Source organism: Clostridium sp. ZBS2, assembly GCF_023845855.1.
GTDB lineage: Bacteria > Bacillota > Clostridia > Clostridiales > Clostridiaceae > Clostridium > Clostridium aquiflavi.
Window position 1 is genome coordinate 16759 of the sequence record NZ_JAMQIF010000001.1, and the last position, 26874, is coordinate 43632.

Genomic DNA, 26874 nt, shown 5'->3' on the forward strand with positions numbered 1-26874 from the left:
TTTTTTATTTAATCGTAATTTAAATGATTATATTATTTCCTCTACACAACAGACATCTTCAATATTATGAAGTTGAAGAGTGTAGTCAGAATGATTCCATTTTTGAGAGAGTTTTAATGTCATTGTTAAAGCAATTATACGATCATCCTTATTCGTAGTAGCTTTTTTCACTTCAATATTAGATATTTTAGTTCCGTCAGCTTGTACAGTTTTCATAAAATTAGCAACGCCTCTTATATCTCGAAGTTCTGTATAAACATCCATAACTCTAGAATGAGTTCTTGAATATAAATCTAGTCTATGAAGTCCTGTAACTACAGCAAGCATAAACACACATGCTATAATTGCACCCTCGTAAAAACCTATTCCAATAGCTAATCCCATGCATGCACATGCCCAAAGACCAGCTGCTGTTGTAAGACCTGTAACTTGATTTTTCCCAACTACTATGATTGTTCCTGCGCCTAAAAATCCTATTCCACTAATAACTTGTGCACCCAGTCTAGTTATATCTCCAGTACTATGAAGAACATCTCTCATATATTGACTTGTTATCATAATTAATGTGGCACCAATGCATACTAAAATATGTGTCCTAAATCCTGCAGGTCTATTTTTTCTTCCTCTTTCCGCACCAATAATTCCTGCACAAATAGTTGCTAAAGCAAGCCTTACAATTATTGATACTGTATTAATTTCTCTTAAGTATAAAATAAAATCATTCATACGCTATTAATCAACCTAATTTTACATTAGCTGACTTTTAATCACCCACCTTTGTATATTTAATATAATTATAACACTATAATATTAAGATTTTACGCCTTAGATATTAATGTGAACTTTTTATTTTAATCTATAGTATACGATATTCTTCTTCCTTTGAATCATCAAATAAATAATTCTTTTAGTACATTTGGATAGTTAGTTATTATTGCATCTACTCCTAAATCAATCATATTTTGCATATCATTTTTATCATTAACAGTATAGACATTTACTTTTAAATCATTATCATGTGCTTTTTCAACAATTTCTTTATTTACGCTATGATATTCTGGATGAAGAGCATTTCCACCAACCATTTGTACATAATTATGAGGTTCAAATATACAATCATAGTATAATACTCCTGTTTTTATGGTTCTATCTAGTCCTATACATCTTCTTACAGAGTAATGATTAAATGTAGATACTATGACTCTTTCTTCTAGCTTATATTTTTTGATTAAATCATAAGTTGTTTTTTCTATATTTTCATAATCAATTATGCTATTTTTAATTTCTATATTTATAATAATATTCTTATCACTAATATACTTTAAGAATTCTTCTAATGTTGGAATTTTTAATCCTTTAAATTCCTCACCAAATTTTATTCCAGCATCAAAATTCATTAATTCTTCTAATGTATAATCTTTAATTAAGCCTGTGCCAGTTGTAGTTCTATCAAGTTGTTCATCATGGCATATTACTGCATATCCATCCTTAGTTAATTGAACATCAGTTTCTATTCCATCACAGCCAACTTCTATAGCTTTTTCAAAAGCTAGCATTGTATTTTCTGGATATACTCCACTAAATCCTCTATGAGCAATATTTACTATTTTTTTCATTTATAGTTTCCCCCTAAGTCAATCTACTTTTCAAGTAATAACTAAACATAAATCTATTCTAGTTTTTTATACTAATTATTTATTTTTATCTAATAAAATTTTAAAATAGATTCTATATGATTATAATAACAAAATAAATATTATTATTAAAGAGTAGCAATAATTGGATTAATAGAATATGCTACTCTTAATATATTATTTCTTACTATTAAATTTTAATTCAAATAAAATGGACTATTTTATTTGAATCTATATCATTTCTTCAACCATGCAAACTCCTTCTATATGATGAAGTTGTAAAAGGTATTCCATATGATCACAACTTTGATTAAGCTTTAAAGTCATGGCTAGTGCAATAACTTTTACATCACTATTTTTATTCTTAATTTCAACATTAAATATTTGAGTTCCGTCTTTTTTGACGCAGGTCATAAAGTTCATAACCCCTTTAATATCCTCAAGTTCAACATAAATATCAATAGTTTTAGAATGTGTTTGCATATATTCATCAAGTTTATGAAGCCCAGTGACTACCCCCATTAAAAATATACATGTTATAATAGCACCTTCATAAAAACCTATTCCAATAGCTAGTCCCATACAAGCACATGCCCAAAGTCCAGCTGCTGTTGTAAGTCCCTTAACTTGATTTTTTCCAACTACTATTATTGTACCTGCACCTAAAAAGCCTATCCCACTAATAACTTGAGCACCCATCCTACTTGCATCACCTGGTAAATTTAATACATCAGTCATATACTGATTTGTAATCATTATAATTGTAGCCCCAATACACACTAAAATATGTGTCCTAAATCCTGCTGGTCTGTTTCTTCTTCCTCTCTCAGCTCCAATAATTCCAGCACAAATAGTTGCTAAAGTAAGTCTAACTATTATTGATACTGTATTAACCTCTCTTAAATAATTTATTAAATCTAAACTTTGCATATCATCACCTACTTTTAAACTCTTAATAAAAATCTTTTGTATTTCTAATTTAAATAACAGAGATTTTATAAATGCCTAATCTTATTTAAAGTTTTATATAAGAAGAGAGACAATGTAACCAAAATTTTGACTACATTGCCTCAATAGACATTGTATGTTTTAATTTATTCTATTTAAGTTTAAAGTTATGTTTTGCAAAAAGTTTATATATTCATAAACAAAGCTGGAGTAAACAATTGAACTTACTTTTAAAACATAGCTTCATAAATATTAATTGAATAAATTAATAATTTGTTCTTCATTTAAAGTATTTATAAATGAACCTATGTTTAAATCATCACCTAGGATTGTATCTATAAGCTTTCGTTTACTATCTTGAAGTTCTACTATCTTTTCTTCTATTGTGCCTTGTGCTATAAGTTTAATTACTTCAACAGTGTTTTCTTGACCGATTCTATGTGCTCTGTCAGTTGCTTGATCTTCTACTGCTGGATTCCACCATGGATCGAAATGTATTACTATGTCTGCACTAGTTAAATTAAGACCAGTTCCTCCAGCCTTTAAGGATACCAAGAACACATTATTCTCCCCATCATTAAAATCATTAACCATTCTCATTCTATTAATAGATGATACTGAACCATCCAAATAAGAAAATAATATATTATTTTCTTTAAGTAAGTTACCTATATTTTTAAGCACAGATGTAAATTGAGAAAACACTAATATTTTATGTCCTGAACTTATGCTATGATCTAGTATCTCTAAAAGTGCATCTATTTTCCCACTTGTACCTAAGTAATTTTCCATAATAACTGATGGATCTAAGCAAATCTGTCTTAACTTTGTTATATATGATAAAATTTCTATTTTGCTATTCTTAAATTCATCATCTTCAACTTTCTTTTGTATTAAATCTCTAGCATATTCAGAATAAGTTTTATATACTAATTTTTGCTCATCACTTAAAGGAATAACTAATCTTTTTTCAATTTTATCGGGTAATTCTTTAATTACATTTTTCTTATATCTTCTTAATATAAACGGCTTTACAAGTCTATTTATTTCTTCTAATATTTCTTTTTCTTCTTCAAGCCTTCTATAATATCTACTTGTAAATCTTTTTTCATCATAAAGATACCCAGGCATTATAAAGTCAAAAATAGACCAAAGTTCCATTAATGAATTTTCTATAGGTGTACCTGTTAATGCAAATCTTGATTTTGATTTAATACTTTTAACAGCTTTTGCATTTTGTGATGAAGCATTCTTTATGTTTTGAGCTTCATCTAAAATACAATAATCAAATACCATGTCATATAAATCTAAATCTCTTCTTAAAAGATTATATGTTGTTATAATAACATCATAGTTATTATATGCTTTAATAAGCTCTTCACGTTCCTCTTTATTAGAATTTACTATACATACTTTCATTGAAGGCGCAAATTTTTTAAATTCATTAAACCAATTATATATAAGAGAAGTTGGTGCTACTATAAGTGAATGTGAATTTTCTTTTGATAATAAAAATACTATGGCTTGAAGTGTTTTCCCAAGCCCCATTTCATCACCTAATATTCCACCAAATCCTAAATAATCTAATGTTCTAAACCAATTATAACCATCTCTTTGATATTCTCTAAGTTCCGCTTGAATACCATATGGGGGTTGAAATGATTTATTTTTAATGTTTTTAAGTTTATCTCTTATGTCAGTGATTTTTTCTCTACCAGTTATAAATCTAAAATCTTTATCTTCTAAATATTGTTCTAAGTAAATTCCTTTATTTTTATATAAAGCAATTGTGTTATTATTTAAAGTCTCTTCTAAAAGTAAATTATCTAAAAGAGTTAGTATTTCTTTTAGGTCTTTATCTTCTAAATCTAAGAACTCACCATTTTCTAATTTATAGTACTTTAAATTACTTCTAAAGCTTCTTAATATATTAGTGGTTTCTTCTTTAGATAGGTCTGATAATATAAATTCAAATTCAAAATAATCAAATTTGCCTTTTCTAACATCGCCTTTAAAGTCAGATTTTGATATATTTCTTATTCCTTTAAAATTCTCTGAATAAAAAACTTCACCATAATCCTGAAATTTTTCTATATCATATTTGAAGAATCTAAATATATAATCATCATCTTTTAAAAAGATAAATTTATTATTTACATCTTCAAATCCAAATTTTTTTACTAATTTATATACTTCTTTTTCTTTTTGAGAATCTCTATATATAACTTTTTCTTTGAATTCTTCAAAGTAATTAAATTCATAACCACCATATGAAACCTTTAATGTTAAATAAACATTTTCCCTGTCTTTATCAAAGTAAAATTTGAAAATAACAGGCGCTATTACAACCTTGTTTTTAAGTTTTTTAGATAAATTTAATCCATTACTTACATTTTGTATTGATGGTATAAGCTCTTTTAACACTCTTTTTTCATCATTTTGTCCAAATGCTATACTCTGTGTATTATTAAATACTTTAAGATAAGGAACTAATCTTTCACTTTGTTCTGTAGATGGAACATATATTGAAGTACCATAAAGAAATACATCTTCATCTTGTGTAAGTGCTTCTGGCATACCATTAGGAACTTCTAATATTATATTATTTCCACTGTCACATAAAGAAAAAGGAATTGGTATATCTTCATAAAGTATTTCTGAATCGATTATTCTACAGAAAAACCCATCGCCTAAATATATTCTGTGATTCTTTATTATATCTAAAAAAGTTTTAACTAAGATATCAGGTATAGTTAAAGTTTTTCCATTTATAATTTTATCTTGACTTCTTTTAAATGAGCTTTGTAAATTTTCTTTTTCACTCAATCTATAAATAAACTTAATAAGTCTTCTATCATCAAATGATAAATTCTGCTTCCTTATATCAAAAATAAAATCTTTTCCATATTTGATGGGCATTTTATTGTACATACATGTTAAAAATTGATTTATATCTTTTAACACATACATTTTATTATTACAACTTTTTAAACCGATTTTAAATTCGGCTTGAAGTTTTGAAGACCATGTATTTCTATTTAAGGTTATCTCAAATTTAACATTTTCTTTATTATCTTCTAATAGTGAACTTAATAAATCTTGAGATTTTGCTGCTTTAGAAAAAAAACTCTTATCATCATCTTTGCTCTCTTGCAAAAATAATAACTTTTCTTTTAACTCTTTATCATTATCTAAACTATTTAAAAAATAGTAAAAAGATGCTATTAAATGCTTACAACAGTAATTATCCTTTGAAAATTCTTTTTTCTCAAAATCTGTACAACTACAATATGTACCTATAACCTCTTTTGTTTTACTATCAATTTCTATTTTACAGGAATATTCATTAAAAAGACTTTCTGATATTACAGAAGAGATAATATCTATCATATGATTATCTACATTAACTTTTATATCTTTTACTAAATCATTTTTAAGTATTACCTCAGCTTTAACTCTATTTCGTCCGCTTATGCTATTATTGAATCCTTCCATTAATACTTGTTTTATCATAAATTATCACCATATTTATAAATTACTTATTTATTTCTCTCATTCTTGTTATTAAAGAAGATTCTATATACTCAGATTTAGAAAATCCTTTTCTAAAATATCTTATCTGCTTATACTTTTTCCCTTGAAGCTCCATATCTAAAACATCGATTCTATCACCTTTAAATATTAGAGGTTCTTTCTTTCCTTTTAAGTAAACTTGTAGTTCCACTATAAATCCTCCATTATTGTTTTTTCTTTAAATTATATTCTTCTATTGAAGCTGCAATTTCATTTAAATATTCCCATCTCTCATACTTCTGCTCTAATTCTTGCTCAAGAGATTCTTTTTCCTTCATCAATTCATTAAGCTTTCCATAATTAGTAGCATTTTTCTCTAAATCTTTATCAAGCTGTTCTATCTTACTTTCTAAAGTAGATATATCTCCATCTATAGTTTCAAATTCTTTTTGTTCCTTAAAGGTAAACTTAGGTTTATCTTCTTTATTTTTAATTCTTTCTTTTTTCACTTTATTAGTAGACTTTTCATTTTCTAAAGATTTATTATTTTTTTCTATCTCTTTTGCTATTAAGAAATCACTATAATTACCATTATATTCTTTAATTAATCCATCGCCTTCATAAGAGAATATTTTATTACAGATTCTATCTAAAAAGTATCTATCATGTGATACAACAATTACAATACCCATAAATTCATCTAAAAATGATTCTAGAATTTTTAAAGTTTCAATATCTAAATCATTTGTAGGCTCATCTAATATCAAGAAATTAGGAGATTCCATTAATACTCTTAAAAGATGTAATCTTCTTTTTTCTCCACCAGATAATTTTTCAATTGGAGTATATTGCATTGTGCTATCAAATAAAAATCTTTCACACATAGAAGAGGCTGTTATTTTAGTTCCATCCTCAGTTGGAATATACTCTCCACCTTCTTTTACATAATCTATAACTCTTAAATTATGATCAATATGAGCATTGTCTTGTGCAAAGCAACCTATCTTTACAGTGTCGCCTATTTCAATTCTACCACTATCTAGTAGTATTAAACCTCTAATTAAGTTAACTAAAGTTGTTTTTCCAGCTCCATTTTCTCCAACTATACCTATTCTGTCATCTCTTAAAAATAGATAATTAAAATCTTTTATAATTTGTTTCTCATCAAAAGATTTATTTATATCATATAACTCAACTATTTTTTTACCTAATCTACTTCCTACAAAAGATATATCAACATTATCTTTTATTTCAATAGATTTTGTATTTACTAATTCATCAAACCTTTGTAATCTTGCTTTTTGCTTAGTTGTTCTAGCTTTAGCACCTCTTCGTACCCATTTTAATTCATTTCTAATTAATGCGTCTCTCTTTTCTTCTTTAACTTGTTCTGTTTCAAGTCTTTCAACCTTCTTTTCTAGAAATGCAGTATAATTTCCAGGGTATGTATAAAGGTTTCCTCTATCTAATTCAATTATTCTATTAGTAACTCTATCAAGAAAATACCTATCATGAGTAATCATTAAAAGTGCACCTTTTCTTGTGTTTAAAAATTCTTCAAGCCATTCTATAGATTCAGCGTCAAGATGATTTGTAGGCTCATCTAATATAAGTAATTCACAAGGTGTTATAAGAGCTGATGCAAGGGCAACTCTCTTTTTTTGTCCACCAGATAAATTATCCATTATTTCATTATAGTTAGATATTCCTAGCTTATTTAAAATACTTTTAGCTTCACTTTCTAAGTCCCATAAATTAAAAGAATCAATTTGACCTTGAAGTTTTATGAGTTTATCATTTAATTTATTAAATTCTTCACCGTTGCAAGCGTTTATCTTTACTAATATATCTTCATATTCCATAAGAAGTTTCATTTCTTTAGTGTCACCTCTAAATATTTGTTCTAAAACTGTGGCTCCACTTTTAAAATCTGGGTTTTGAGAAAGATATTCTATTCTAACATTTTTTCCTTTTGTTATAGAGCCATCAAAAAATTCATCTTTTCCCCCTACAACTTTTAAAAATGTTGATTTTCCAGCTCCATTAATGCCTATAAGTCCAATTTTATCACCATCGTTAATTCCTAACGATATATTGTTTAATAATATTTTTTCACTGTAACTTTTATATATATTTTCTAAAGTAATTATATTCATTAAAATTAAAACTCCTTCATGTATTTCTTCATAATAATAATCTACCTCTTATTTTAACACATTTTTAAAAATTCCACCTTATAAAAGAAAGATCCAATAGAATTTAAATAATTATATATCTATGATTATAGCAAATAGAGTCAACATTTCTTATAAAAGAAACACTGACTCTATTCTTACTTTTGTTTTTTTATTGGCTCTGTTTTAGCAGAGTGTTGATATATGCATAAGGATTAATATGTATTATTTTTGATTGTGTGCTCCAATATCAATTATTATTAACACTGACCAATCAGTTTCTGGATTTTGAATCCACTTACATTCAATATCAAGAAATTTAAGCCAAGCATTAAGTCCATGACTTTTTTTACTAACATTAGGCGATTTTCTTCCATGAACTTCTTTTATAAATTCTAATAATTCTATTTGTTCATTTTTTTCAATTTTTTGATCTAATAAGTCTCTTATTTTTTCACAACATTTGTTGTAAGCCATTGGATCTTCTAAATATAACTCATCTGAATATACTTGTCTTTCCTTATTTAAAAGATCAGAAATTTCATTAATTTCATCTATGTTTGACAAATAGTGTTTAACTCTCCTTAATGCCTCAATATCAGCATCTAGTTTATTTATTGTTTTTTCTAATTTCTCAAATTTCATTTAATCTTCTCACTTTTCTTTTTTTATTTGCTATGTTTTAAAATATCAATTATAAAACATAGCTTTGTTTCATAACTATGATACCTCATTATAACACTATTTTTCATTCCTTCAAATTAATTAATAATTTTATTTTAATTAACTAATAATTTTATTTTAATTAACTTGTATTATGCTTTATCGATCACCTTTTCAGTGTGTATAATTTTACCAAGATTATTTGTTGATTATTTGACAATAATAACAATAAAATTAAAGAATAAATCAATAAAATATTGGTTTTTCTACTTATTTAATTTTTGTATGAGGTATTAGATATGAATAAAAAAATCATAGTAATTGGAAGCGGTATTGGTGGACTATCTGTAGCTGCACGCCTTTTATCAAGGGGTTTTAATGTTACAGTATTAGAAAAAAATTTAACAATAGGAGGGAAAACTAACTTTTTTGAAGTTAATGGATTTAAATTTAATTTAACAGCATCATTAATCATGTTTTTTAGAGACTATATTGAGGTTTTTGAGTATTGTAATAAAAATTATAAGGACTATTTTTCTCTTATTCCTATAGAAACACTCTATAGAGTGTTTTATTCTGATAATAGCATTTATGATTTTTCAAATAAATTTTCATCACTTTCTTCAAATATCAACCAAATTACAAATGGAAATATAGAGGACATATACGGTTATTTTAACTTTTTATCTTCTAATTATGAAAAATATCAAATTGTAAACAAGTATTTTTTAAACCAAAATTTTTCTAATAATAATAATTTTTTTAAATCTATAATTAGTAATACACATCTTGATTTGAAAATACTTCATTCATCTTATAAGGATTGTAAGAAATATATTAAAAATGAAAAGCTTATAAATTATTTTATGTTTCAAACTATGTATATAGGAGGATCACCATACACTTTATCAAACATATATAATTCAATTCCAGCTGTAACTCAAATAGAAGGGTTATATCATATGCAAGGAGGAATATATTCTTACATAAAAGCATTAGAAAATTTAATATTAAATCAAGGTGGAATTATAAATACTAATTGTAATGTAAAGAAAATATTATTTGAAGATAAGAAAGCTATAGGGGTAATAGTTAATAATCAAAAATTAAATGCAGATGCAGTAATTTGCAGTAGTGATTACTCTTATACAATTGATAATCTTATACAGGATAAGGATATAAAAGATTCAGTTAAACCAGTAGAACAATTAAAATATTCTTGTTCAACATTTATTTTATATTTAGGCTTAGATAAGAAATATCCTATGCTTAACGTAAATAATATCTATATAAATAAAAATTTCAAGAAAAACTTAAAAGCTCCTTTTAAAGGAATACTTTCAAAAGATCCATCAATATATATTTATTGCCCTAGTTCAGTAGATACCACTATTTGTCCAAATGGATATGAATGTATTAATGTTATGATTAGAGTTCCTAATTTACTTTACAATAATATTACTTGGAATTTAAAAACCAAAAATATGATAAAGAAAGAACTTTTAGATATATTATCATCAATAGATACCCTTAGTGATATAAAGGAACATATAATACTTGAAAAATATTTAACGCCACTTGATTTTAAGTACGCATTCAATACATATGGTGGAACTGCATTTGGTTTAAGTCATACACTAAATCAGACTAATATATTTAGACCTCAATGTGAAATCAAAAATATTAATAATCTATTCTTTACAGGTGCTTCTACTCATCCAGGTAATGGAGTGTCCATGGTTATTAAATCTTCTAAAATTTGTAGTGATAGAATCTGTGATTTATATAAATAGAGTGAAAATATATCTTAAGTCTATTTATATAAGTTTATTTATATTATAGTTTTACTTTAAATATTAAGATAAGTAGAATTTCTTTAACACATAAACATACTCTTATTTGGATAAACTACATTCATATTAATTTTAAATGGTGGTGAAAATTTATGAGAAAATTGAGCATTTTTTTTATATGCTTTATTATACTTTTTAATATACCTATAATATCAAAGGCTGAAGAAATTAGAGATTATGAAGTACAAATGAAACAAGATTTATTGGTCTTAATGTTATCATATCCTAACGACATTGTAGGAATTGAAAAAAGCGATGATAAAGTTTATATTGTTATGAAATCTGGAAAAAAAATCTTATATGATGATAAAATTCAAAAAAGTCATGAAGAAAAATTAGCAAATCCAGACCTTCAAGATATGTTAGAACAGTACTATCCCCTTGATAAAAATGATGTAATTATGGATAAAAGCATTGATCCTGGAAGAGGTAGAAATTATGAATTATTAAATGAAGTATACGGTAGTTCAAGAAATGCCATAGAAAAAAATTTAAAGAACTTAAAATATGGATATACAAATTACCAATTTAATAAACAAAATAATGCTAACGCCTCTTTAGATAATGCCTTAAAAGACCTTGTTCCTTTATGCAAAACTAGAAATGATATAGCTAGTATACTTTATCCTGCTAGTGGAACTTACAATTATAGAGTAATATCTGGTACTGGTAGGTTAAGTCCTCATTCTTATGGAATAGCAATTGACTTAAAAAGTGATAAAAGAGATTATTGGAAATGGGGTTCTGAAAAAGATGCACAAAAAAGGCTTTCTGAATATCCTAAAGATTTAGTAGAAACATTTGAAAATAATAACTTTGTTTGGGGTGGAAAATGGGGGCATTTCGATATATTACACTTTGAATATAGGCCTGAAATTATTTTAAAAGCTAAGTATTTTACTAATTGGAATAATGAAGAGAATTGGTTTTATGGAGTTCTTTTAGAAGATGAAACTACAAAAAATTATATTGATATTATTGAAAAAGCATTAACTTAAAATACTATTTAGAAAGAGGTAGTAATATATGTACATATTTAAATTCACTAAATTATCTCTAAAAAAAGCAATTATATTATTTACTATAATTTTAACATTATTTAATATATTTTCATTTAAAAATGCTTTTGCTAGTGACACAGAAGATGAGTTAAAAAAACATATAGAAAATATTTTTTTAATAAAGAGTAGAGCTGTATTAACTCAAGATTTAGATTGTCTAAGAAGTCTATATTGTGATAATACAAAAATTGCTCAATGGGCCTATGAATATGAAGAAAAGAAAGTTAAATATATAAATAACTGGGCAGAAAAGCAAGGAGTTAAGTTTTTAGATATAATACCAAAAATAAAAATTACCAAATGTAATATTGGTGATAAAATATGTTCTTTTTATGTGTTATGTGACACTGAGTATAAGTATGAATATTTAGACAAACCTAATATAATTAACAGTTCTAGAATTGGGACTTCACATTCAATGAGACTCACTAAATATGATGATGAATGGATAATAACAAAAGAATGGTACAATGATCCCTTTGCTGATTCATTAAGTTTAGAAAACATTAAAGTAGATGATATTAAAGAACATATTAAAAATCAGACTTCAAGAGATTTTTCTTCTTTAGATGAGAAACGAAAGAATGCATTAGAATATGCTGAAAAACATTGTGGTGTATCTTCATTAGATGAACATAAATTTAAATACAATAAAAAATATAAAAATTTTAATTGTGAAGGTGGAGATTGTGCAAATTTTGCTTCCCAAGTGCTTCATGAAGGGGGTAAATTTAAAAAAAATTCTGTTTGGAATTATGATAAAGGTAGTGCTACTGGTCCATGGGTAAATGCTGATAAATTTACTCGTTATATGTTAAACAGTGGTAGAGCTTCTGTTATAGCTACTGGTAATTATGAGAGAGTTTACAAAGCCTCTTATAAATTACTACCTGGAGATTTTATAGCTTATGAAAAAAAAGGTCATATAACGCATGTCTCTGTTGTTACTGGTGCTGACTCTAAAGGTTATAGTCTAGTTACTTGTCACAATACAGATAGAAATAATGTCCCTTGGGATTTAGGCTGGAGCGATAAAAAAATGAAATTTTGGCTAATTAGGGTTCACTATTAGATAAAAAAGTAGGCTACGTTAAAACATAGCCTACTTTTTTAAATAATGTAATTTTCGTATAAGTCTTGAACTTTATTCCAATCAATTATATTCCATATATTTTTGACATAATCTGCTCTTAAGTTTTTATATTGTAAATAATAAGCATGCTCCCAAACATCTATACAAAGAATTGGAGTTAACCCATTACTAATTGGACTATTTTGATTTAAGGTTTTTAAAATTGATAAATTTCCATTATTATCTTTTACTAAAAATCCATAACCTGATCCAAACTGACTTATGGCCAAATTAGTTAATTGAATTTTCAAATTCTCTATATCTGCAAACTTGCTATTTATCTCATATAATAAAGTTCCTTCTGGTTTTAATTTAGGATTTGGAGATAAATTATAAAAATATAAGTTATGATTAGCAACTCCTCCACCTTGATTTATTATATCTTGCCTTATCTCTTTTGGAAAAGATTCTACATTTAATAGTATTTGCTCTAAGGTTTTCCCTTCAACCAGATCTGTATGTTTTTCTAATATTTTATTTAAGTTATTAACATAAGTCTGAAGATGTTTATTGTAGTGTATATTTAGTGTTTCAGCATCTATATATGGTTCTAATGCATTATATTCATATGGTAATTTTATTTTATCAAACATGTGTTTCCCCTTTCAACAACAATATTTTGGTTATATTATATTAATATTCTAAAAATTGATTTTAGTTATAAAATTACTCTATTTTCATTTAATAAAATATATAAATTTTAATATTATTGTTTACTTTCTATTCCACACTTCATATAATTATTTAATAATAAATTAATTTCAACTATTATAATCTATAGAATTATAATTTCTTAATATTTGGGTAAATTAAATAAAAAGAGGTTTATAAATATGAAACAAATGACATTTGGAGAAAAACTTAAAGATAAAGAATACAGGCAAAGAATTGGTGCATATGCACTAATCTTTAAAGAAAATAAAGTAGCTGTTATAAAATTGCCAGGTGGATATTTCTTACCTGGTGGTGGTATAGAACAAAATGAAAGTAATGAAGAATGCTTAAGAAGAGAATGTATGGAAGAATTAGGTTGCACAATAAACATAAAAAAATTTGTATGTATAGGTTCTTCTTATCATTGGGGACGTAGATTTAATGGTTATATTCATAGCATTGGTAATTTTTATTTAGCAGATTCATTAAAAAAAGTAGCAAATCCAATAGAAAAAGATCATGAGTTAGTTTGGCTTAATATTGAAGAAGCATATAGTAAAATGTTTTTGGCACATCAAGCTTGGGCTATAAAAGAAGGAGCTATCTTTAACGAAAATTTAAATAAAAGATAGAAATAATATAAAGTGTACTATATATTTAGTATTTTTAATATATAGCACACTTTTCTTTAATAAAGCTTTTTAATTTTTTCATTAAATTTATTATAAAGTTCAATCATATCAGGTTCATTTGAATATAAATTAATTTCACTTATAGGAATCCATTTAACACCACTATTTTCATCTTTCTTTATTATAAGTTCTTCATTTTCATCACATTCTAAAACATAAGCCACTGATAAATGTAAATGTGCAGATATATAATTTTCTTTTTTAAAATGTCCTTTAACAGGTAATACATCTAATGATAAAATCTCATTAGTAACTACATTAAAATTTTTAACACCAGTTTCCTCTTGAGCTTCTTTTATTGCAACATGTAGAAAATCACTATCACCATCAGTATGACCACCAGTCCATGCCCATGTATTATATATATTATGATGAATCATTAATACTTTATCTCTGTTTTTATTTACTATGTATCCAGAGCTGGTCATATGAGCCAATGAATTTTCTCTAGTAAGCAAATTATCATATTGATTTATACAGTCTAATATAAATTTTTTATCACTAGCTTCCTGCTTATTATATGGATTATAATTCTCTATTTCTCTAATCCAATTCATTAAAATCTTCCCCTTATATATATTATTTGGGTCTATACTTATAGATTATCCATCTGTTTTTATTGTAACATATCCATCTTTAGTAAGAAATGTTTGCGACTTTATTATTGTTATTACTTAAAAATTCTAATTCCAATAACACAATAATTTATAAAAGTATAGGACTATCTTAAAATAATTCTTTTAACATAGTCCTATTATATTAAATGGGGTTAATTGGCTCCAATGTTACATGTTAGTCCTATATCTTCAACAATTTTTTTGAAATTTAACATTACTTCTTCACTTGGGGTATTAATATCATTTTGCATTAAATATTCTTTACCTAAGCAATCATATTTATTTAAACCTAATTTATGATAAGGTAATAAATGAATCTCTGTTATATTGTTTAAGCTTTTTGTAAATTTAGCAATATCTTGTATGCTTTTTTCATCACAATTAAACTGAGGTATAACAGGAACTCTAATAATAGTACTAGTTACCAATTCTGATATTAACTTTGCATTTTCTAGTATTATCTTATTGCTTGCTCCAACATATTTTATATGCTTATCTTCATTAAGTGTCTTTATATCTAAAAGTACTAAATCAACCCAAGGTGCTATTTTTTTAAAAACCTCTTTATCTACATGCCCTGTGGTTTCTATCGTTGTATGAATTCCTATGCTTTTACATCCTTTTAATATTTCTAGCGCAAACTCATGTTGTAATAATGGCTCTCCACCTGAAAGTGTAACTCCACCATTAGATCTTCTAAATTGAGAGGAATCTTTATTTAACTCATCTAAAACTTCTTTAACGCTCATTTCTTTTCCTGAAACAACAAGAGCTCCTGGATAACAGTTTTCTGCACATTTTCCACAACTAATACATTTATCTCTATCTATTCTATTAAGATTATTAAAATCAATAGCATTATATTCACATATAGTTTCGCACTTATGGCATCCTGTACAATTCTTTATATTAAAAAGTAATTGTTTATTTACATTTTGAGATTCAGGATTGCTACACCAATGGCAAGATAATGGACATCCTTTTAAAAATACTATAGTGCGTATGCCTGGTCCATCATTTACTGAAAATCTTTGTATATTAAAAACAGTACCTATTTTGTTTAAATCCACTTCGTTTTTTAGCATAGCTTTTTCCTTTCATAAGAGTATTTATATTTATTTCTATATTTAAAATTTACTTATAGTAACTTATTTATAAATTTTGTTCTGTTCTCTTTATAATATCATCTTGTACGCCCTTATCTAAACAAATAAATTGAGCACTATAACCAGCAACACGTACTATTAAATCTCTATATTGTTCAGGATGTTCTTGAGCTTCAAGAAGAATTTTTTTATCTATTACATTAAATTGTATATGCATACCTTTTCTATCAAAATAGCTTCTTATTAAAGATCCTAAGTTTTTCAACCCATTATCTCCTTGTAGAGAATTTGGATTGAACTTTTGATTAAATAATGTTCCACTTGGAGCTGCAAAATGTTCTAATTTAGATACTGAATTTGCAGCAGCTGTTGGTCCATTAACGTCTGCACCTCTAGTTGGAGATACTCCATCTGCTAAAGGTTTAAATGCACTTCTACCATCAGGTGTTGCACCAACAAGACTGCCTAAATATACATTATTTGAAACCGGATATAATCCTGGAATGAATTTTCCTCCACGTTGATTTGTATATTTTAATACTTCTTTACAATAAATAAGTGCACCATCACGTGTAAATTCATCTACTTCATCTATATCATTACCAAACTTAGGAACTCTATTTAAAATTAATTGTTTTATATCTTCATATTCTGCTTTTTTAATTGGATCATCTTCATTTTCACCAAAGTTACTATCAACAGCAGCTTTTAATTTTAATAAAGTAATTTTGTTTTCATCAAATATAAGCTTCTTTATAGCCATGAATGAATCACCAACATTTGCAATTCCAACACCTAAAGGTCCTGAAAAACGATAGTGTCCTCCACCTTCTTGAATTGACTTTCCTGTGCCAATACAATCATCAAGCATAGATGATAAAAATGGAAGTGGTGCCCTTTCAGCATGTGCTATATCAACACAATTATCTGCTGCAACCATATGGAATACAAAATATTCTATTTGTTTTTTATATGCATTTATAAAATTATCTATATTTTTAAATGAAGTAAACTCACCAGTTTCAGGACCAACTTGCTTGCCATTAAGTCTACCATTATTCATAGATAGTTCTAATATCTTTGCTAAGTTAAAGAATGCAGCATCATACCAACCATCAGTTTTTCCAGGCTTTTGAGGTTCAACGCATCCTACAATTGCATAATCTCTAGCATCTTCTATTGTTAAACCTTGATTAATCAAGGTTGGAATAACCACTTCATCATTATAAAATGCTGGCAGACCAGTTCCTAAACGAGTTAATTCACAAGTTCTAATTAAAAATTCATCAGGAGTTTTGCTCCATATTCTAACACAAAGAGATGGTTGTGGTAATTTTAAACTTCCAGTAGCTTCAAGGCACATATAAGATAATTCATTTGTTGCATCCTTTCCATCTGGAGTTTGTCCACCCACAATTAAGTTTTGGAACATAGAATAGCCACTAAAAGCTTTAGTTGTTGTTTCATCACGAACTTTAGTAAGATCATTAAATTTAACCCACAAACAATGAAGAATTTCTGTATTTATTTCTTTAGTTGCAAATTTATTATCAATATCATTCTTATAATAAGGATACATATATTGGTCAAAACGTGCTGGAGATATAGCATGTCCGTTAGATTCTAAGCTAATTATAGCTTGTACAAACCAAAATGATTGACATGCTTCATAAAATGTTTCTGCTGGATTAGCTGGAACTTTGCTACAGATTTCAGCAATTTTTAACAATTCATTTTTTCTATCTATATCTAGTGTTTCGCCTGCTAATTTTTTAGCTAATTCACTATACCTATTTGCATATTTTATTGCTGCCTTACATGAAATTATTATAGAATCCCAGAATACTTTCTTTTTAACATATTCAGGATTGCTTTTATCAGCATTAATTATAGCATTCTCTGTTTCATTTATAATTCCTAAAAATCCTTTTTCTAGTACTTTAGGATAATCTACAGAAATATGACCTAAACCATTAAAATGATAATTAGCCACTGTAAATACTTTTGTATTCATAGCATCTTTAGTTTCATTAGACATATAAGATGTAGCTAATTCACTTACTGTTTTTCCTTGCCAATACTTAAAAACTTCTTTAAGCTTAGATTTTGTTTCTTCTGGAATTTTGAATAAATCTGAAGTTCTTTTCTCAAATTTATCAAATTCATCTACTAACCATTGGTTTGAAAATTCAGGAAAAACTTGACATGATCTAGGATTCTTAGTTAAGCTTCCTACAATAAGTTCATTATCTCTAATTACTATAGGTATTTCACTTAGTATCTTCTCAAGAGATTTAGCCTTTCGAATAATTATAGGTTCATTTTCTGTTTCTTTAAATGATTCAGTTAATATTATTGCTCTATCAGCTTCAATACATGGAATTGCTGAAAATATCTCTTCTTTTAATTTTTCTACTCTTTTAGTAGGATTTATAAATCCTTTTGCTAATATATCCATAGTTCTCCCCCTCTTATTACAAGATATTTTATTTGTAAGCTAATCAAGGTAATTTTTATAAGAATACGTTTACTTATTTTAGCTCAAATAATTTATTTCTTATATACTATAATACAGGTTGACTTAGATATTTTTTAATACTTATGTGTCCAATCGATTATAATATTTTTCCAGTAAATATTATAATCGCTGTTTTTTATTAAATTTAAGTAATTATTTAACTATAAGCTATATTTTTATGTCATACTTTTTCTCTATATTCAGATGGGGTAATGCCTTCTTCTTTTTTAAATACTTTACAAAAATAATTAGGCTCATTGTACCCCATATCAAATGCCAAATCATTTATGCTAATATTAGTTTCTTTTAATACACGTTTTGCTTCTTGTACTCTTATTTGTGTTATATATTTATTAAAATTAACACCCACATATTTTTTAAAGCTCTTACTAAAATATGCTGTACTATAATTCATATACTCTGCTACTTCTTTAAGTGTTATATTTTTTTTGAAGTTTTTTTCTATATAATTTAAAGTTTGATTTAACTTATATTCATTAGATAGATTTTCATCTAAAAGCATACACTCATTATTTTTCATGTATTCATTTAGTATCTCTATAACCTTTTCTGGTTTGACTGGTTTTAATAAATAGTCATCTGCCTTTACTTTTAAAGCCCTTTGTAAAGATTCAAAGTTATCATAAATACTCATTAATACAATTATTTTCTCTTTATAATTTTTCTTTATAATTTTAGTTACTTCAAATCCATCTTTTCCTGGAAGCATAGTATCTAAAAAAATTATATCTGGATTTAAATTATTATTCATGCTAATTACTTCATCACTATTACAAGCTAATCCAACAATACTAATATTTTTTATCTTTTTATATATAATTATTTTTAAAGCTTCAAGTTCTAAAATGTCATCAGAAGCTATTAATACTTTACACATACTAATGCTCTCCCCCCCTTTACATTTCCCTGATTTTTTTAATTTTAGACTCTATTTTTAATGTGTGTTGATATATTGTTTAGGTAAAGTTTTCTTGTAATTAGACTATACATTTTAGTATTCCTAATTCCAATTACTAAGTCCTTATTTTGCCTATACACTTATACATATATCAACGTTTTACTAAAAAAATCTATAATGGTAGTTTAAAACTCACATTAGTCCCTATATTTAGTTCGCTTTTTATATTAACTTTATATTCTTTTCCATAATATTTAACGAGAACATTATTAGCATTATATATGCCTGCTCCTAAAGAGCCTTTTTTGCATTTACCATTTAATATTGAAAATAATTCATCTTCAGAAATTCCTATGCCATTATCTTGAATTAAAATAGTAGCATTATTTTCACAGCAGTCTCCTTTAATAAAAATAGTTCCTCCATCTTTTTTAGGGCATAGTCCATTTAATATTGAATATTCTATAAATGGTAAAAAAATCATAGTTGGTATTTTAATGTGATTAATTTTTTCATCTATATTAATTTCATATCTTATTCTCTCACCAAATCTAGTTGATTGTATCTTTAAATATGTTTTGATGTTTTCTATAGCTTTCTCCATAGAAACTAAGTTACCAATATTTTTAAAGTTATATCTAAATAGTTTTGTTAAAGAATATATCATTTCTTGAGTTTTAGGAGCATCTTCTATTAGTGCAAGACTAGATATTGTGTTTAATGTATTAAGAATAAATTCAAAACTTATAGGTGTCTCCAAAGAATCCAATTCACAAAACTTAAGTTTTTCTTCTAATTCTTTTCTTTCCTGTTTTTCTCTAATAAGCTTTATATTATTAAAGCTTAATTCTTCCTGAATTGAACTAAGTTCAGATTTTTCAACCAATAAATTTACAATTATATTAATTAAAGAATATATTGATTCAATCTTAGAATAATCTATAAATTTTGTGCTATTGAAGTCATTTAATAATTCATTATCATTTCTACACATTTTAGAATAATAATTTGATTTTCTAATTGGTTCAAGCTTATCTTTATTAGTTCTAACTTGTCCAAAAAAAACTGCGCCAAGATAATTACCATTTACAATAATAGGAATAGCAACATCTACTAAACCTGCTGGACATTTAAAAACATATGGTTTTTGTCTTATAGCCGCTTCTAATCCTGCATGCGCATTTGTATCATAACATATTTTCATACCTTCTTTAGTATTTCTAACTTTACTACAAAAATCACAAAAGTTTGAATAATTATTAATTGGATTACCCTTAAAATCAACTATATTATATGCAAGTCCAGTAATTTCAGCTAATCTATCTTGTATTGATTTTAATAAATTAATATCAATTATATCATTTAAATTTCTATTACCAATCATTTAAATTAACCACCTTTTGGTTAGTATATTTTTTACATTTAATCTTTTTTATTCCACAGCTAATTCTAATAATATTATCCCATATTAATTTATGCTGTCAAGAATTTGATGGTTTTTTACTTTTTTGTGTTTTCTTTTGTTTTTTTATCTTTTATTTTATTGTGGAGTTATGTTTTAAAGGTATGTTACATTAACGTTATAATATAAAATATCCAAATTAGTTTTTTAACAAAAATCACAAAAAATAAATTAGTATATTAATACTAATTTATTTTTTGCTGTTTAATTATTTATGACCTTGTGAATAAATACTGTCTGGATCTGATCAACATCTAATATTTTCATCTAATTCAGTGATTCTTATAATATCGTCTTCACTTAACTGAAAATTTAATGCTCATATTTATCCTATTAGTATTTTAGCTTCTGGATATTTATATAAAGTCCTTTTTCTTCTCTTAGTTAATGCTAATGCAACTGTTAAAGGTCCTACTCTTCCTAAATACATCATTATAATTATCATACCTTTACCCATACTACTTAACCTTTGAGTAACTCCTGTAGTTAACCCCACGGTACCAAAAGCTGATGTAGCTTCATATAAAAGTGAAATAAGAGATTCATTAGGATCAGTTATTGTTAATATCATAGTAACAACAATAACTAAAGTCATACCAATAAATAACAATGAAAAAGCTTTGTATACCAATTCTTTTGGAAATCTCCTACCAAAAAGTTCAGTATCTTCTTTCCCTTTTATAACACAAAGAACAGTAAGAATTATCACGCCAAAAGTAGTAGTCTTAAGTCCTCCAGCAGTTGATCCTGGCGATCCACCAATAAACATCAGTATAATGGTAAAAAACTTGCTTGCAGTATGCATTTCATCTATTGGTATACTATTAACCCCTGCTGTTCTTGGCGATACTGATGCTAACAATGAATTAAATATTTTATCTTTTAAATTCATATTACCAATTGTATTTAAATTAGTATATTCTAATGCAAATATGAAAACACCTCCAAATACTATTAATGCAGCAGTAACTAAAAGAACCAACTTAGTGTGACTAGATAATTTTTTTATACCTTTGAAATTATATATTTCAAGTAAAACAGTAAATCCTAATCCACCAATAATAATTAAACTACTAACTGTTAATAATACAACAGGCTTATTATAATATCTTGTTAAACTTTCAAAATTCCCTATTACATCAAATCCAGCATTACAAAAAAAAGATACTGAATGAAAAATGCTATAAAAGCTACCCTTTTTCAATCCAAATTCAGGTACAAATTGTGTTGATAAAATGCATGCGCCTAATATCTGTATTGAGAAAGTAATTCCCATAACATACCTTAACATCTTTACAAGACCTTGTATGCTTAATGTATTCATAGCTTCTTGCATAACTAATCTATTTTTCAGTGTGATTTTTTTACCAAATAGCATAGCTATAAATGTAGCAAACGACATAAATCCTAAGCCACCTATTTCAATAAGTATTAAAATTATTACTTGTCCAGTGCTACTCCAATATGTACCTGTATCTTTTACAACTAAACCAGTTACGCAACTTGCAGATGTAGACGTAAATAACGCATCCAAAAAATTAGTTGATTCTCCCGAAGCTGATGACATTGGTAAAGATAATAATAATCCTCCTATAAAAATTAGTATGACAAAACCTATTGCTAGTATCTGCACAGGATTTAATTTAAATTTATTATTTATTATTGACATAACGATCACTCCACATAATATAGTATTCATATATTATAATATATTTTTTATCATTAATGACCAATTAATATATTATTTAACATAAATATAACGCTATTTTACTACAAAATTTGAACCTTATGGTAAAATAGCGTTGTAAATGTTATACTTCTATGATTAATATTTAAATTTATATGCTTAATTGGTCAATAGCTGACTTTATTTTACATCTAATTTATAATAATTTATCACTAAGTTTCATAAACTCTTCTATGTCTTCTTCTATTGTCTTTAAAGAGTTTTTCCAAAATTCTTTATCATGTATATCTATTCCCATAACTTTTGTTACATCTGCTATTTTATTTTTACCTGTAATTGAAAGTAATTTTTCATATTCATTAGGGAATGACTCTCCTCTTTTTAAGTATTCAGCATATAGCCCTTTAGCAAATAATAACCCAAACGCATATGGAAAATTGTAAAAATTACTATCTGCATAATAATAATGTGGCTTCCAAGTCCACATATATGGATGTAAGTAAGTTTGATCTAATCCATCACCATAAGCTTCTCTTTGAGAATTTAACATTAATTCTTTAATTTTATCTACACTTAGAGCGCTTTCTTTTCTTACTTCAAAAAATGATTTTTCGAATAAAAATCTTGAATATATATCAACTATTACTTGAGTACAATCACTTATTTCAGTTTCTAATATTGATAAGGCCTCATCTTTAGTAGCTTCTTTTATAGCTGCTTTTTTTATTATAGTTTCACAGAAAGTCGATGCAGTTTCTGCTATTGGCATAGGATAATCAGAATTTAATGTTGTTTCATTATTTAAACACTCACCATGAAATCCATGACCTAATTCATGAGCAAGTGTTACAACATCACCAAAACTTTCACCATAATTAAGTAAGAATCTACTTTCACCTATAAAATGTAGATTTTCACAAAATGCTCCTCCTACCTTACCAGACTTTGGCATTACATCTATCCATGCATTATCTATAGCTTTCTTAGCAAAATCAGCTAAGTTATTACTAAAAGTATTGAAATTTTTAATAACAAATTTAGTTCCTTCTTCATAACTGAACTTCATATCAGCATCATTAATCGGTGCATATAATTCATAAAATGGCAATCCATTATTATATCCTAAAATTTCGGCTTTTCTTCTTAAATACTTTCTAAAAATAGGTAAACTTTCTTTCATTGCAGAAATCATAGCATCTAAGGATTCCTCATCCATTCTTGAATCTTTAAGTGTTTGTTCTAATGGAGATTTATATCCCCTTAAATCACATACAGTTAAAACTTCTCCTTTTATTCCATTAAGAGCTGCTGCTACCCCTTCCTCAACCTTTTTATAAGAAGCTATTTCAGCATCATATGCTTTTTTTCTAACAGTTGAATCTTTATCATATGCCATATTTAAGACTAAAGTTAGTGGTATAGATTTAATTTCTCCATTTTCTTCAATTTCTACTTTTAAGTTAGAAATTAGTTTATCCTTAAGTTTAAGCCAAGCATTAGATCCCGTATTTTTCATACTAGCAATTATATTTTCCTCTTTCTCACTAAGTAAATATTTACTATTTTCAATTATATTTTTTAATATAAACTCATGGTCTTTAAGTAATCTTGAATTACTTATAACTTCATCTATATTTTCTATGCTACTAATCCATCTTTCTAATTTAGTACTGCTTTCAACAATTTCTGTTAACTTTTTCTCTATAACATCTGAATATTTTAAACCTTCTTTATCTGTAGTGTCAACACTTAAAACCAAATTTATATATATTGATAATTTACTTGCTAAATCAGTAAATTTAGTAAACTTCTTTATATATTCTTCTAATTTAATTTTTAAGTTTTCTTTATCTAAAGTTATCTCTTTACTCCACTCATTAATATTCTCTATCATATAGTTAAGCGATTCTAAATCACCTTTAAATTCCTCACTATTAAATGATGAATATATTTCTTTTAAACTCCAATTTAATTCCATTCTCTTTACCTCTACTTCATTATTATTAGCTATGTAAAATTTGCCTAAATCAATAATCTACATAACCATTATATATTGTATCATGTAAATAATGGATTATAAGCTTTTGTTTCAAATTATTCCTCTTTAAATTTATTATATTAATGTTTTTTCAATAGTTCTTATTTGTTTACTTATAGTTTTTATTATATTGCTTAATATTTCATAAGTTTTTGGCTGAGTGTCTTTTGTATTATTTACAAGTCTACCTTGTATATCAACAAATAAAGAATATTTATCTTTAGCTAAATTAAGTGAGAATTCTAAATATTCCCTAACATTATTCACTTTTGGATTATATAACTTATTGTTAAATTCATTTATTAAAAAAGACATTTTATCATAAGTCATAATGTCTATTTCTTCAAGTTCTGTATTACTCACTTCATTTCTTAATTCTTCATAATGTTTTATCATTGCATCTAATTGATTAGATAATACTTTTGCTATTACTTTTACAGCAGGATTATTAGTATTTTCATTTACAACACTATTAATTATTATTTTTCTTCTTTCTTCAATATTTATAGCTTTATCAATGATATCAATTCCATTATATCCCATACAATAAATTCCTTTCAATTATATTTTATGCATATAACCATACATACTGTTATTGTTTGCTATGTACATATAATTATATTTTTGTTATAACACTGTTTATTATTTAATGTAATATATTGCATTATAATTAATAATATATATTAACTTAATTTTATAGAAAAATATAAGTTTTCAATGTATAATTATAATATATTATTTATCTAAAGAAAGTTGAGGTTTATTATAAATGTATAAAATGAAAGAAGAATTTAAAACAGGCATTGAATTTATTGATGAACAACACAAAAAACTCTTTGAGATAGCTGATAAGGCATATAATTTACTAACCAATAATTTCACATTAGATAAATATGATTCTGTTGTAAATATTATTGAAGAATTAAAAGACTATACAACATTTCATTTTAAATCTGAAGAAGAATACATGGATAGTATAAATTACAAGCGAAGATTCTCTCAAAAAATCGCACATGAAAAATTCATTGAAGAACTTAATAATGTGGATTTAAAAATTGTGGATGAAAACCAAGATGAAGGTATAAAAAAAATACTAGAATTTTTAAATACTTGGTTAACTGAACATATATTATATAGCGATAAACTTATCGGAAAATAAAAAAATAATACTATNNATAGTATTATTTTTTTATTTACTTTTTATACTTTATTTTAAATTATATATTTGTTTCTTTATATTTAGTTTTTAAAGCTATCATTGCTTTTTTTAATCCTTGATTTGCAGCTTTTTTATACCATATATATGCAGTTTTACGATCTTGAGCTATTCCATTTCCCAAATAATACATAGTAGCTAAATTATATTCTGCATATGAGTATTCTTGATATGCAGCTTTTTTATAATACTTAACAGCTTCTTCATAGTTTTTTTCTATTCCAATACCCTGTTCATACATATAACCTAATGTATTTTGAGACTTCTCATAGCCTAAAATTGAAGCTCGCATGTGCCATTTAAATGCCTTTTTATAATCTGTATCAACGCCTTTTCCATACATATATAAATTACCTAAGTTATATTGTGCATAAAAATCTTCTTGTAATGCGGCTTTTTCATACCATTTAATAGCTTCTTCATAGTTTACTTCAGTTCCTAATCCCTCTTCATACATACATGCTAAATTACATTGTGCATCTGGATTTCCTTGATTAGCTGAATATTTAAAATATTCTATAGCTTTTTCATAATCTTGCTTTACTCCATTTCCACAATAGTACATATCTCCTAAATTATATTGTGCAACATCATAGCCTTGCTTAGCAGATTTTATATACCATTTAACAGCCTCTTCATAATCCTGCGTAATCTCCTCACCAGTATAATATCTATCACCTAAAACATTTTGTGCTTTTTTGTTTTCTCTATCTGCATATTTTCTTATTTTTTCTAAGCTTAAACTTTCAAAATCTATATCTGCATTTTTATAATTATCTATAATGTTCTTTATTGTTATTATTCCACCCACTGCTTCATCCCCCATTTATTACAAATTAAAATTTAATTTGCATATAAATTTGATTCAATATTATTATACACTATTTAAAAACAATATGTTTTTCCATTTTATATATTTTTATTTTAGGCTCTGTTTTAAATGAGTGTTGATATATGCAATAGGTAAAGTGGCATTGTAATTGGACT

The 26874-nt window shown here is 26.0% G+C and carries 22 protein-coding genes; 5 read left to right on the forward strand and 17 right to left on the reverse strand.

All coding sequences use genetic code 11. The annotated features are described in order from the left end of the window. Window positions 1-27 precede the first annotated feature (27 nt). From NG918_RS00070 to NG918_RS00100, 7 genes are all read right to left on the reverse strand, one after another. On the reverse strand, window positions 28-726 hold the full coding sequence (locus NG918_RS00070; protein ID WP_252212250.1) for an MgtC/SapB family protein: 699 nt from the start codon (window positions 724-726) through the stop codon (window positions 28-30). Window positions 727-890: 164 nt separating this feature from the next. After that, window positions 891-1616 carry a glycerophosphodiester phosphodiesterase gene (locus NG918_RS00075; protein WP_252212249.1) on the reverse strand — a complete coding sequence of 242 codons (726 nt, stop codon included), beginning with the start codon at window positions 1614-1616 and terminating at the stop codon, window positions 891-893. A gap of 249 nt (window positions 1617-1865) precedes the next feature. Next, complete coding sequence (locus NG918_RS00080; RefSeq protein WP_035787225.1) at window positions 1866-2564, reverse strand: MgtC/SapB family protein; 699 nt, start codon at window positions 2562-2564, stop codon at window positions 1866-1868. A gap of 270 nt (window positions 2565-2834) precedes the next feature. Beyond that, complete coding sequence (locus NG918_RS00085; RefSeq protein ID WP_252223836.1) at window positions 2835-6095, reverse strand: DEAD/DEAH box helicase; 3261 nt, start codon at window positions 6093-6095, stop codon at window positions 2835-2837. 22 nt (window positions 6096-6117) lie between these two features. Continuing rightward, window positions 6118-6306: a hypothetical protein gene (locus NG918_RS00090; protein WP_003374128.1), complete on the reverse strand. Its 189-nt coding sequence runs from the start codon at window positions 6304-6306 to the stop codon at window positions 6118-6120. A gap of 13 nt (window positions 6307-6319) precedes the next feature. Next, the gene (locus NG918_RS00095) at window positions 6320-8251 is read right to left on the reverse strand and encodes an ABC-F family ATP-binding cassette domain-containing protein (protein WP_252223839.1); all 1932 of its coding nucleotides are present in this window, start codon (window positions 8249-8251) and stop codon (window positions 6320-6322) included. Between the two features lie 243 nt (window positions 8252-8494). Then, window positions 8495-8914, reverse strand: a complete 420-nt coding sequence (locus tag NG918_RS00100; RefSeq protein WP_252212245.1) for a hypothetical protein — start codon at window positions 8912-8914, stop codon at window positions 8495-8497. Between the two features lie 317 nt (window positions 8915-9231). Between NG918_RS00100 and NG918_RS00105 the strand changes: the two genes are divergently transcribed. The 3 genes from NG918_RS00105 to NG918_RS00115 all read left to right on the forward strand — a co-directional run bounded on the left by NG918_RS00105 (window position 9232) and on the right by NG918_RS00115 (window position 12918). Beyond that, window positions 9232-10725, forward strand: a complete 1494-nt coding sequence (locus tag NG918_RS00105) for a phytoene desaturase family protein (protein WP_252212244.1) — start codon at window positions 9232-9234, stop codon at window positions 10723-10725. A 152-nt stretch (window positions 10726-10877) separates the two neighbouring features. Beyond that, window positions 10878-11783, forward strand: coding sequence for a M15 family metallopeptidase (locus tag NG918_RS00110; RefSeq protein WP_252212243.1), 906 nt, complete (start codon window positions 10878-10880; stop codon window positions 11781-11783). A gap of 28 nt (window positions 11784-11811) precedes the next feature. Further along, window positions 11812-12918, forward strand: coding sequence for an amidase domain-containing protein (locus NG918_RS00115; RefSeq protein WP_252212242.1), 1107 nt, complete (start codon window positions 11812-11814; stop codon window positions 12916-12918). Between the two features lie 38 nt (window positions 12919-12956). On the opposite strand, the gene NG918_RS00120 is transcribed toward NG918_RS00115, so the two are convergent. Next, the gene (locus tag NG918_RS00120) at window positions 12957-13571 is read right to left on the reverse strand and encodes a superoxide dismutase (RefSeq protein WP_252212241.1); all 615 of its coding nucleotides are present in this window, start codon (window positions 13569-13571) and stop codon (window positions 12957-12959) included. 240 nt (window positions 13572-13811) lie between these two features. On the opposite strand from NG918_RS00120, the gene NG918_RS00125 reads away from it, so the two are divergent. Further along, window positions 13812-14264: an NUDIX hydrolase gene (locus tag NG918_RS00125; protein ID WP_252212240.1), complete on the forward strand. Its 453-nt coding sequence runs from the start codon at window positions 13812-13814 to the stop codon at window positions 14262-14264. Between the two features lie 56 nt (window positions 14265-14320). On the opposite strand, the gene NG918_RS00130 is transcribed toward NG918_RS00125, so the two are convergent. The 8 genes from NG918_RS00130 to NG918_RS00165 all read right to left on the reverse strand — a co-directional run bounded on the left by NG918_RS00130 (window position 14321) and on the right by NG918_RS00165 (window position 25214). Then, window positions 14321-14881 carry an NUDIX hydrolase gene (locus NG918_RS00130; protein ID WP_252212239.1) on the reverse strand — a complete coding sequence of 187 codons (561 nt, stop codon included), beginning with the start codon at window positions 14879-14881 and terminating at the stop codon, window positions 14321-14323. 212 nt (window positions 14882-15093) lie between these two features. Continuing rightward, the gene (locus tag NG918_RS00135; RefSeq protein WP_252212238.1) at window positions 15094-16026 is read right to left on the reverse strand and encodes a glycyl-radical enzyme activating protein; all 933 of its coding nucleotides are present in this window, start codon (window positions 16024-16026) and stop codon (window positions 15094-15096) included. Window positions 16027-16093: 67 nt separating this feature from the next. Further along, window positions 16094-18505 (reverse strand): glycyl radical protein, encoded by a 2412-nt coding sequence (locus NG918_RS00140; RefSeq protein ID WP_252223845.1) that lies wholly within the window; start codon window positions 18503-18505, stop codon window positions 16094-16096. Window positions 18506-18746: 241 nt separating this feature from the next. Next, entirely contained in the window at window positions 18747-19463 is a 717-nt protein-coding gene (locus tag NG918_RS00145) for a response regulator transcription factor (RefSeq protein ID WP_252212236.1), read from the reverse strand. A gap of 193 nt (window positions 19464-19656) precedes the next feature. Continuing rightward, the gene (locus NG918_RS00150) at window positions 19657-20868 is read right to left on the reverse strand and encodes a sensor histidine kinase (RefSeq protein WP_252212235.1); all 1212 of its coding nucleotides are present in this window, start codon (window positions 20866-20868) and stop codon (window positions 19657-19659) included. A 403-nt stretch (window positions 20869-21271) separates the two neighbouring features. After that, window positions 21272-22615 (reverse strand): TrkH family potassium uptake protein, encoded by a 1344-nt coding sequence (locus tag NG918_RS00155; RefSeq protein WP_252212234.1) that lies wholly within the window; start codon window positions 22613-22615, stop codon window positions 21272-21274. Window positions 22616-22829: 214 nt separating this feature from the next. Further along, window positions 22830-24611: a M3 family oligoendopeptidase gene (locus tag NG918_RS00160; protein WP_252223849.1), complete on the reverse strand. Its 1782-nt coding sequence runs from the start codon at window positions 24609-24611 to the stop codon at window positions 22830-22832. A 135-nt stretch (window positions 24612-24746) separates the two neighbouring features. Beyond that, the gene (locus tag NG918_RS00165) at window positions 24747-25214 is read right to left on the reverse strand and encodes a hypothetical protein (RefSeq protein ID WP_252223851.1); all 468 of its coding nucleotides are present in this window, start codon (window positions 25212-25214) and stop codon (window positions 24747-24749) included. A 226-nt stretch (window positions 25215-25440) separates the two neighbouring features. Between NG918_RS00165 and NG918_RS00170 the strand changes: the two genes are divergently transcribed. Next, window positions 25441-25830 carry a bacteriohemerythrin gene (locus NG918_RS00170; RefSeq protein ID WP_252212231.1) on the forward strand — a complete coding sequence of 130 codons (390 nt, stop codon included), beginning with the start codon at window positions 25441-25443 and terminating at the stop codon, window positions 25828-25830. Between the two features lie 58 nt (window positions 25831-25888). Here the strand turns inward: NG918_RS00170 and NG918_RS00175 are convergent, their stop codons facing one another. Then, window positions 25889-26698, reverse strand: a complete 810-nt coding sequence (locus NG918_RS00175) for a tetratricopeptide repeat protein (protein WP_252212230.1) — start codon at window positions 26696-26698, stop codon at window positions 25889-25891. Between the last annotated feature and the right edge of the window lie 176 nt (window positions 26699-26874).

What these genes read in the sequence shown, in the direction of transcription:
- NG918_RS00070 (WP_252212250.1), bottom strand. Translation starts at nt 726, where the DNA reads ATGAATGATTTTATTTTATACTTAAGAGAAATTAATACAGTATCAATA.
- NG918_RS00075 (WP_252212249.1), bottom strand. Translation starts at nt 1,616, where the DNA reads ATGAAAAAAATAGTAAATATTGCTCATAGAGGATTTAGTGGAGTATAT.
- NG918_RS00080 (WP_035787225.1), bottom strand. Translation starts at nt 2,564, where the DNA reads ATGCAAAGTTTAGATTTAATAAATTATTTAAGAGAGGTTAATACAGTA.
- NG918_RS00085 (WP_252223836.1), bottom strand. Translation starts at nt 6,095, where the DNA reads ATGATAAAACAAGTATTAATGGAAGGATTCAATAATAGCATAAGCGGA.
- NG918_RS00095 (WP_252223839.1), bottom strand. Translation starts at nt 8,251, where the DNA reads ATGAATATAATTACTTTAGAAAATATATATAAAAGTTACAGTGAAAAA.
- NG918_RS00100 (WP_252212245.1), bottom strand. Translation starts at nt 8,914, where the DNA reads ATGAAATTTGAGAAATTAGAAAAAACAATAAATAAACTAGATGCTGAT.
- NG918_RS00105 (WP_252212244.1), top strand. Translation starts at nt 9,232, where the DNA reads ATGAATAAAAAAATCATAGTAATTGGAAGCGGTATTGGTGGACTATCT.
- NG918_RS00110 (WP_252212243.1), top strand. Translation starts at nt 10,878, where the DNA reads ATGAGAAAATTGAGCATTTTTTTTATATGCTTTATTATACTTTTTAAT.
- NG918_RS00115 (WP_252212242.1), top strand. Translation starts at nt 11,812, where the DNA reads ATGTACATATTTAAATTCACTAAATTATCTCTAAAAAAAGCAATTATA.
- NG918_RS00120 (WP_252212241.1), bottom strand. Translation starts at nt 13,571, where the DNA reads ATGTTTGATAAAATAAAATTACCATATGAATATAATGCATTAGAACCA.
- NG918_RS00125 (WP_252212240.1), top strand. Translation starts at nt 13,812, where the DNA reads ATGAAACAAATGACATTTGGAGAAAAACTTAAAGATAAAGAATACAGG.
- NG918_RS00130 (WP_252212239.1), bottom strand. Translation starts at nt 14,881, where the DNA reads ATGAATTGGATTAGAGAAATAGAGAATTATAATCCATATAATAAGCAG.
- NG918_RS00135 (WP_252212238.1), bottom strand. Translation starts at nt 16,026, where the DNA reads ATGCTAAAAAACGAAGTGGATTTAAACAAAATAGGTACTGTTTTTAAT.
- NG918_RS00140 (WP_252223845.1), bottom strand. Translation starts at nt 18,505, where the DNA reads ATGGATATATTAGCAAAAGGATTTATAAATCCTACTAAAAGAGTAGAA.
- NG918_RS00145 (WP_252212236.1), bottom strand. Translation starts at nt 19,463, where the DNA reads ATGTGTAAAGTATTAATAGCTTCTGATGACATTTTAGAACTTGAAGCT.
- NG918_RS00150 (WP_252212235.1), bottom strand. Translation starts at nt 20,868, where the DNA reads ATGATTGGTAATAGAAATTTAAATGATATAATTGATATTAATTTATTA.
- NG918_RS00155 (WP_252212234.1), bottom strand. Translation starts at nt 22,615, where the DNA reads ATGTCAATAATAAATAATAAATTTAAATTAAATCCTGTGCAGATACTA.
- NG918_RS00160 (WP_252223849.1), bottom strand. Translation starts at nt 24,611, where the DNA reads ATGGAATTAAATTGGAGTTTAAAAGAAATATATTCATCATTTAATAGT.
- NG918_RS00165 (WP_252223851.1), bottom strand. Translation starts at nt 25,214, where the DNA reads ATGGGATATAATGGAATTGATATCATTGATAAAGCTATAAATATTGAA.
- NG918_RS00170 (WP_252212231.1), top strand. Translation starts at nt 25,441, where the DNA reads ATGTATAAAATGAAAGAAGAATTTAAAACAGGCATTGAATTTATTGAT.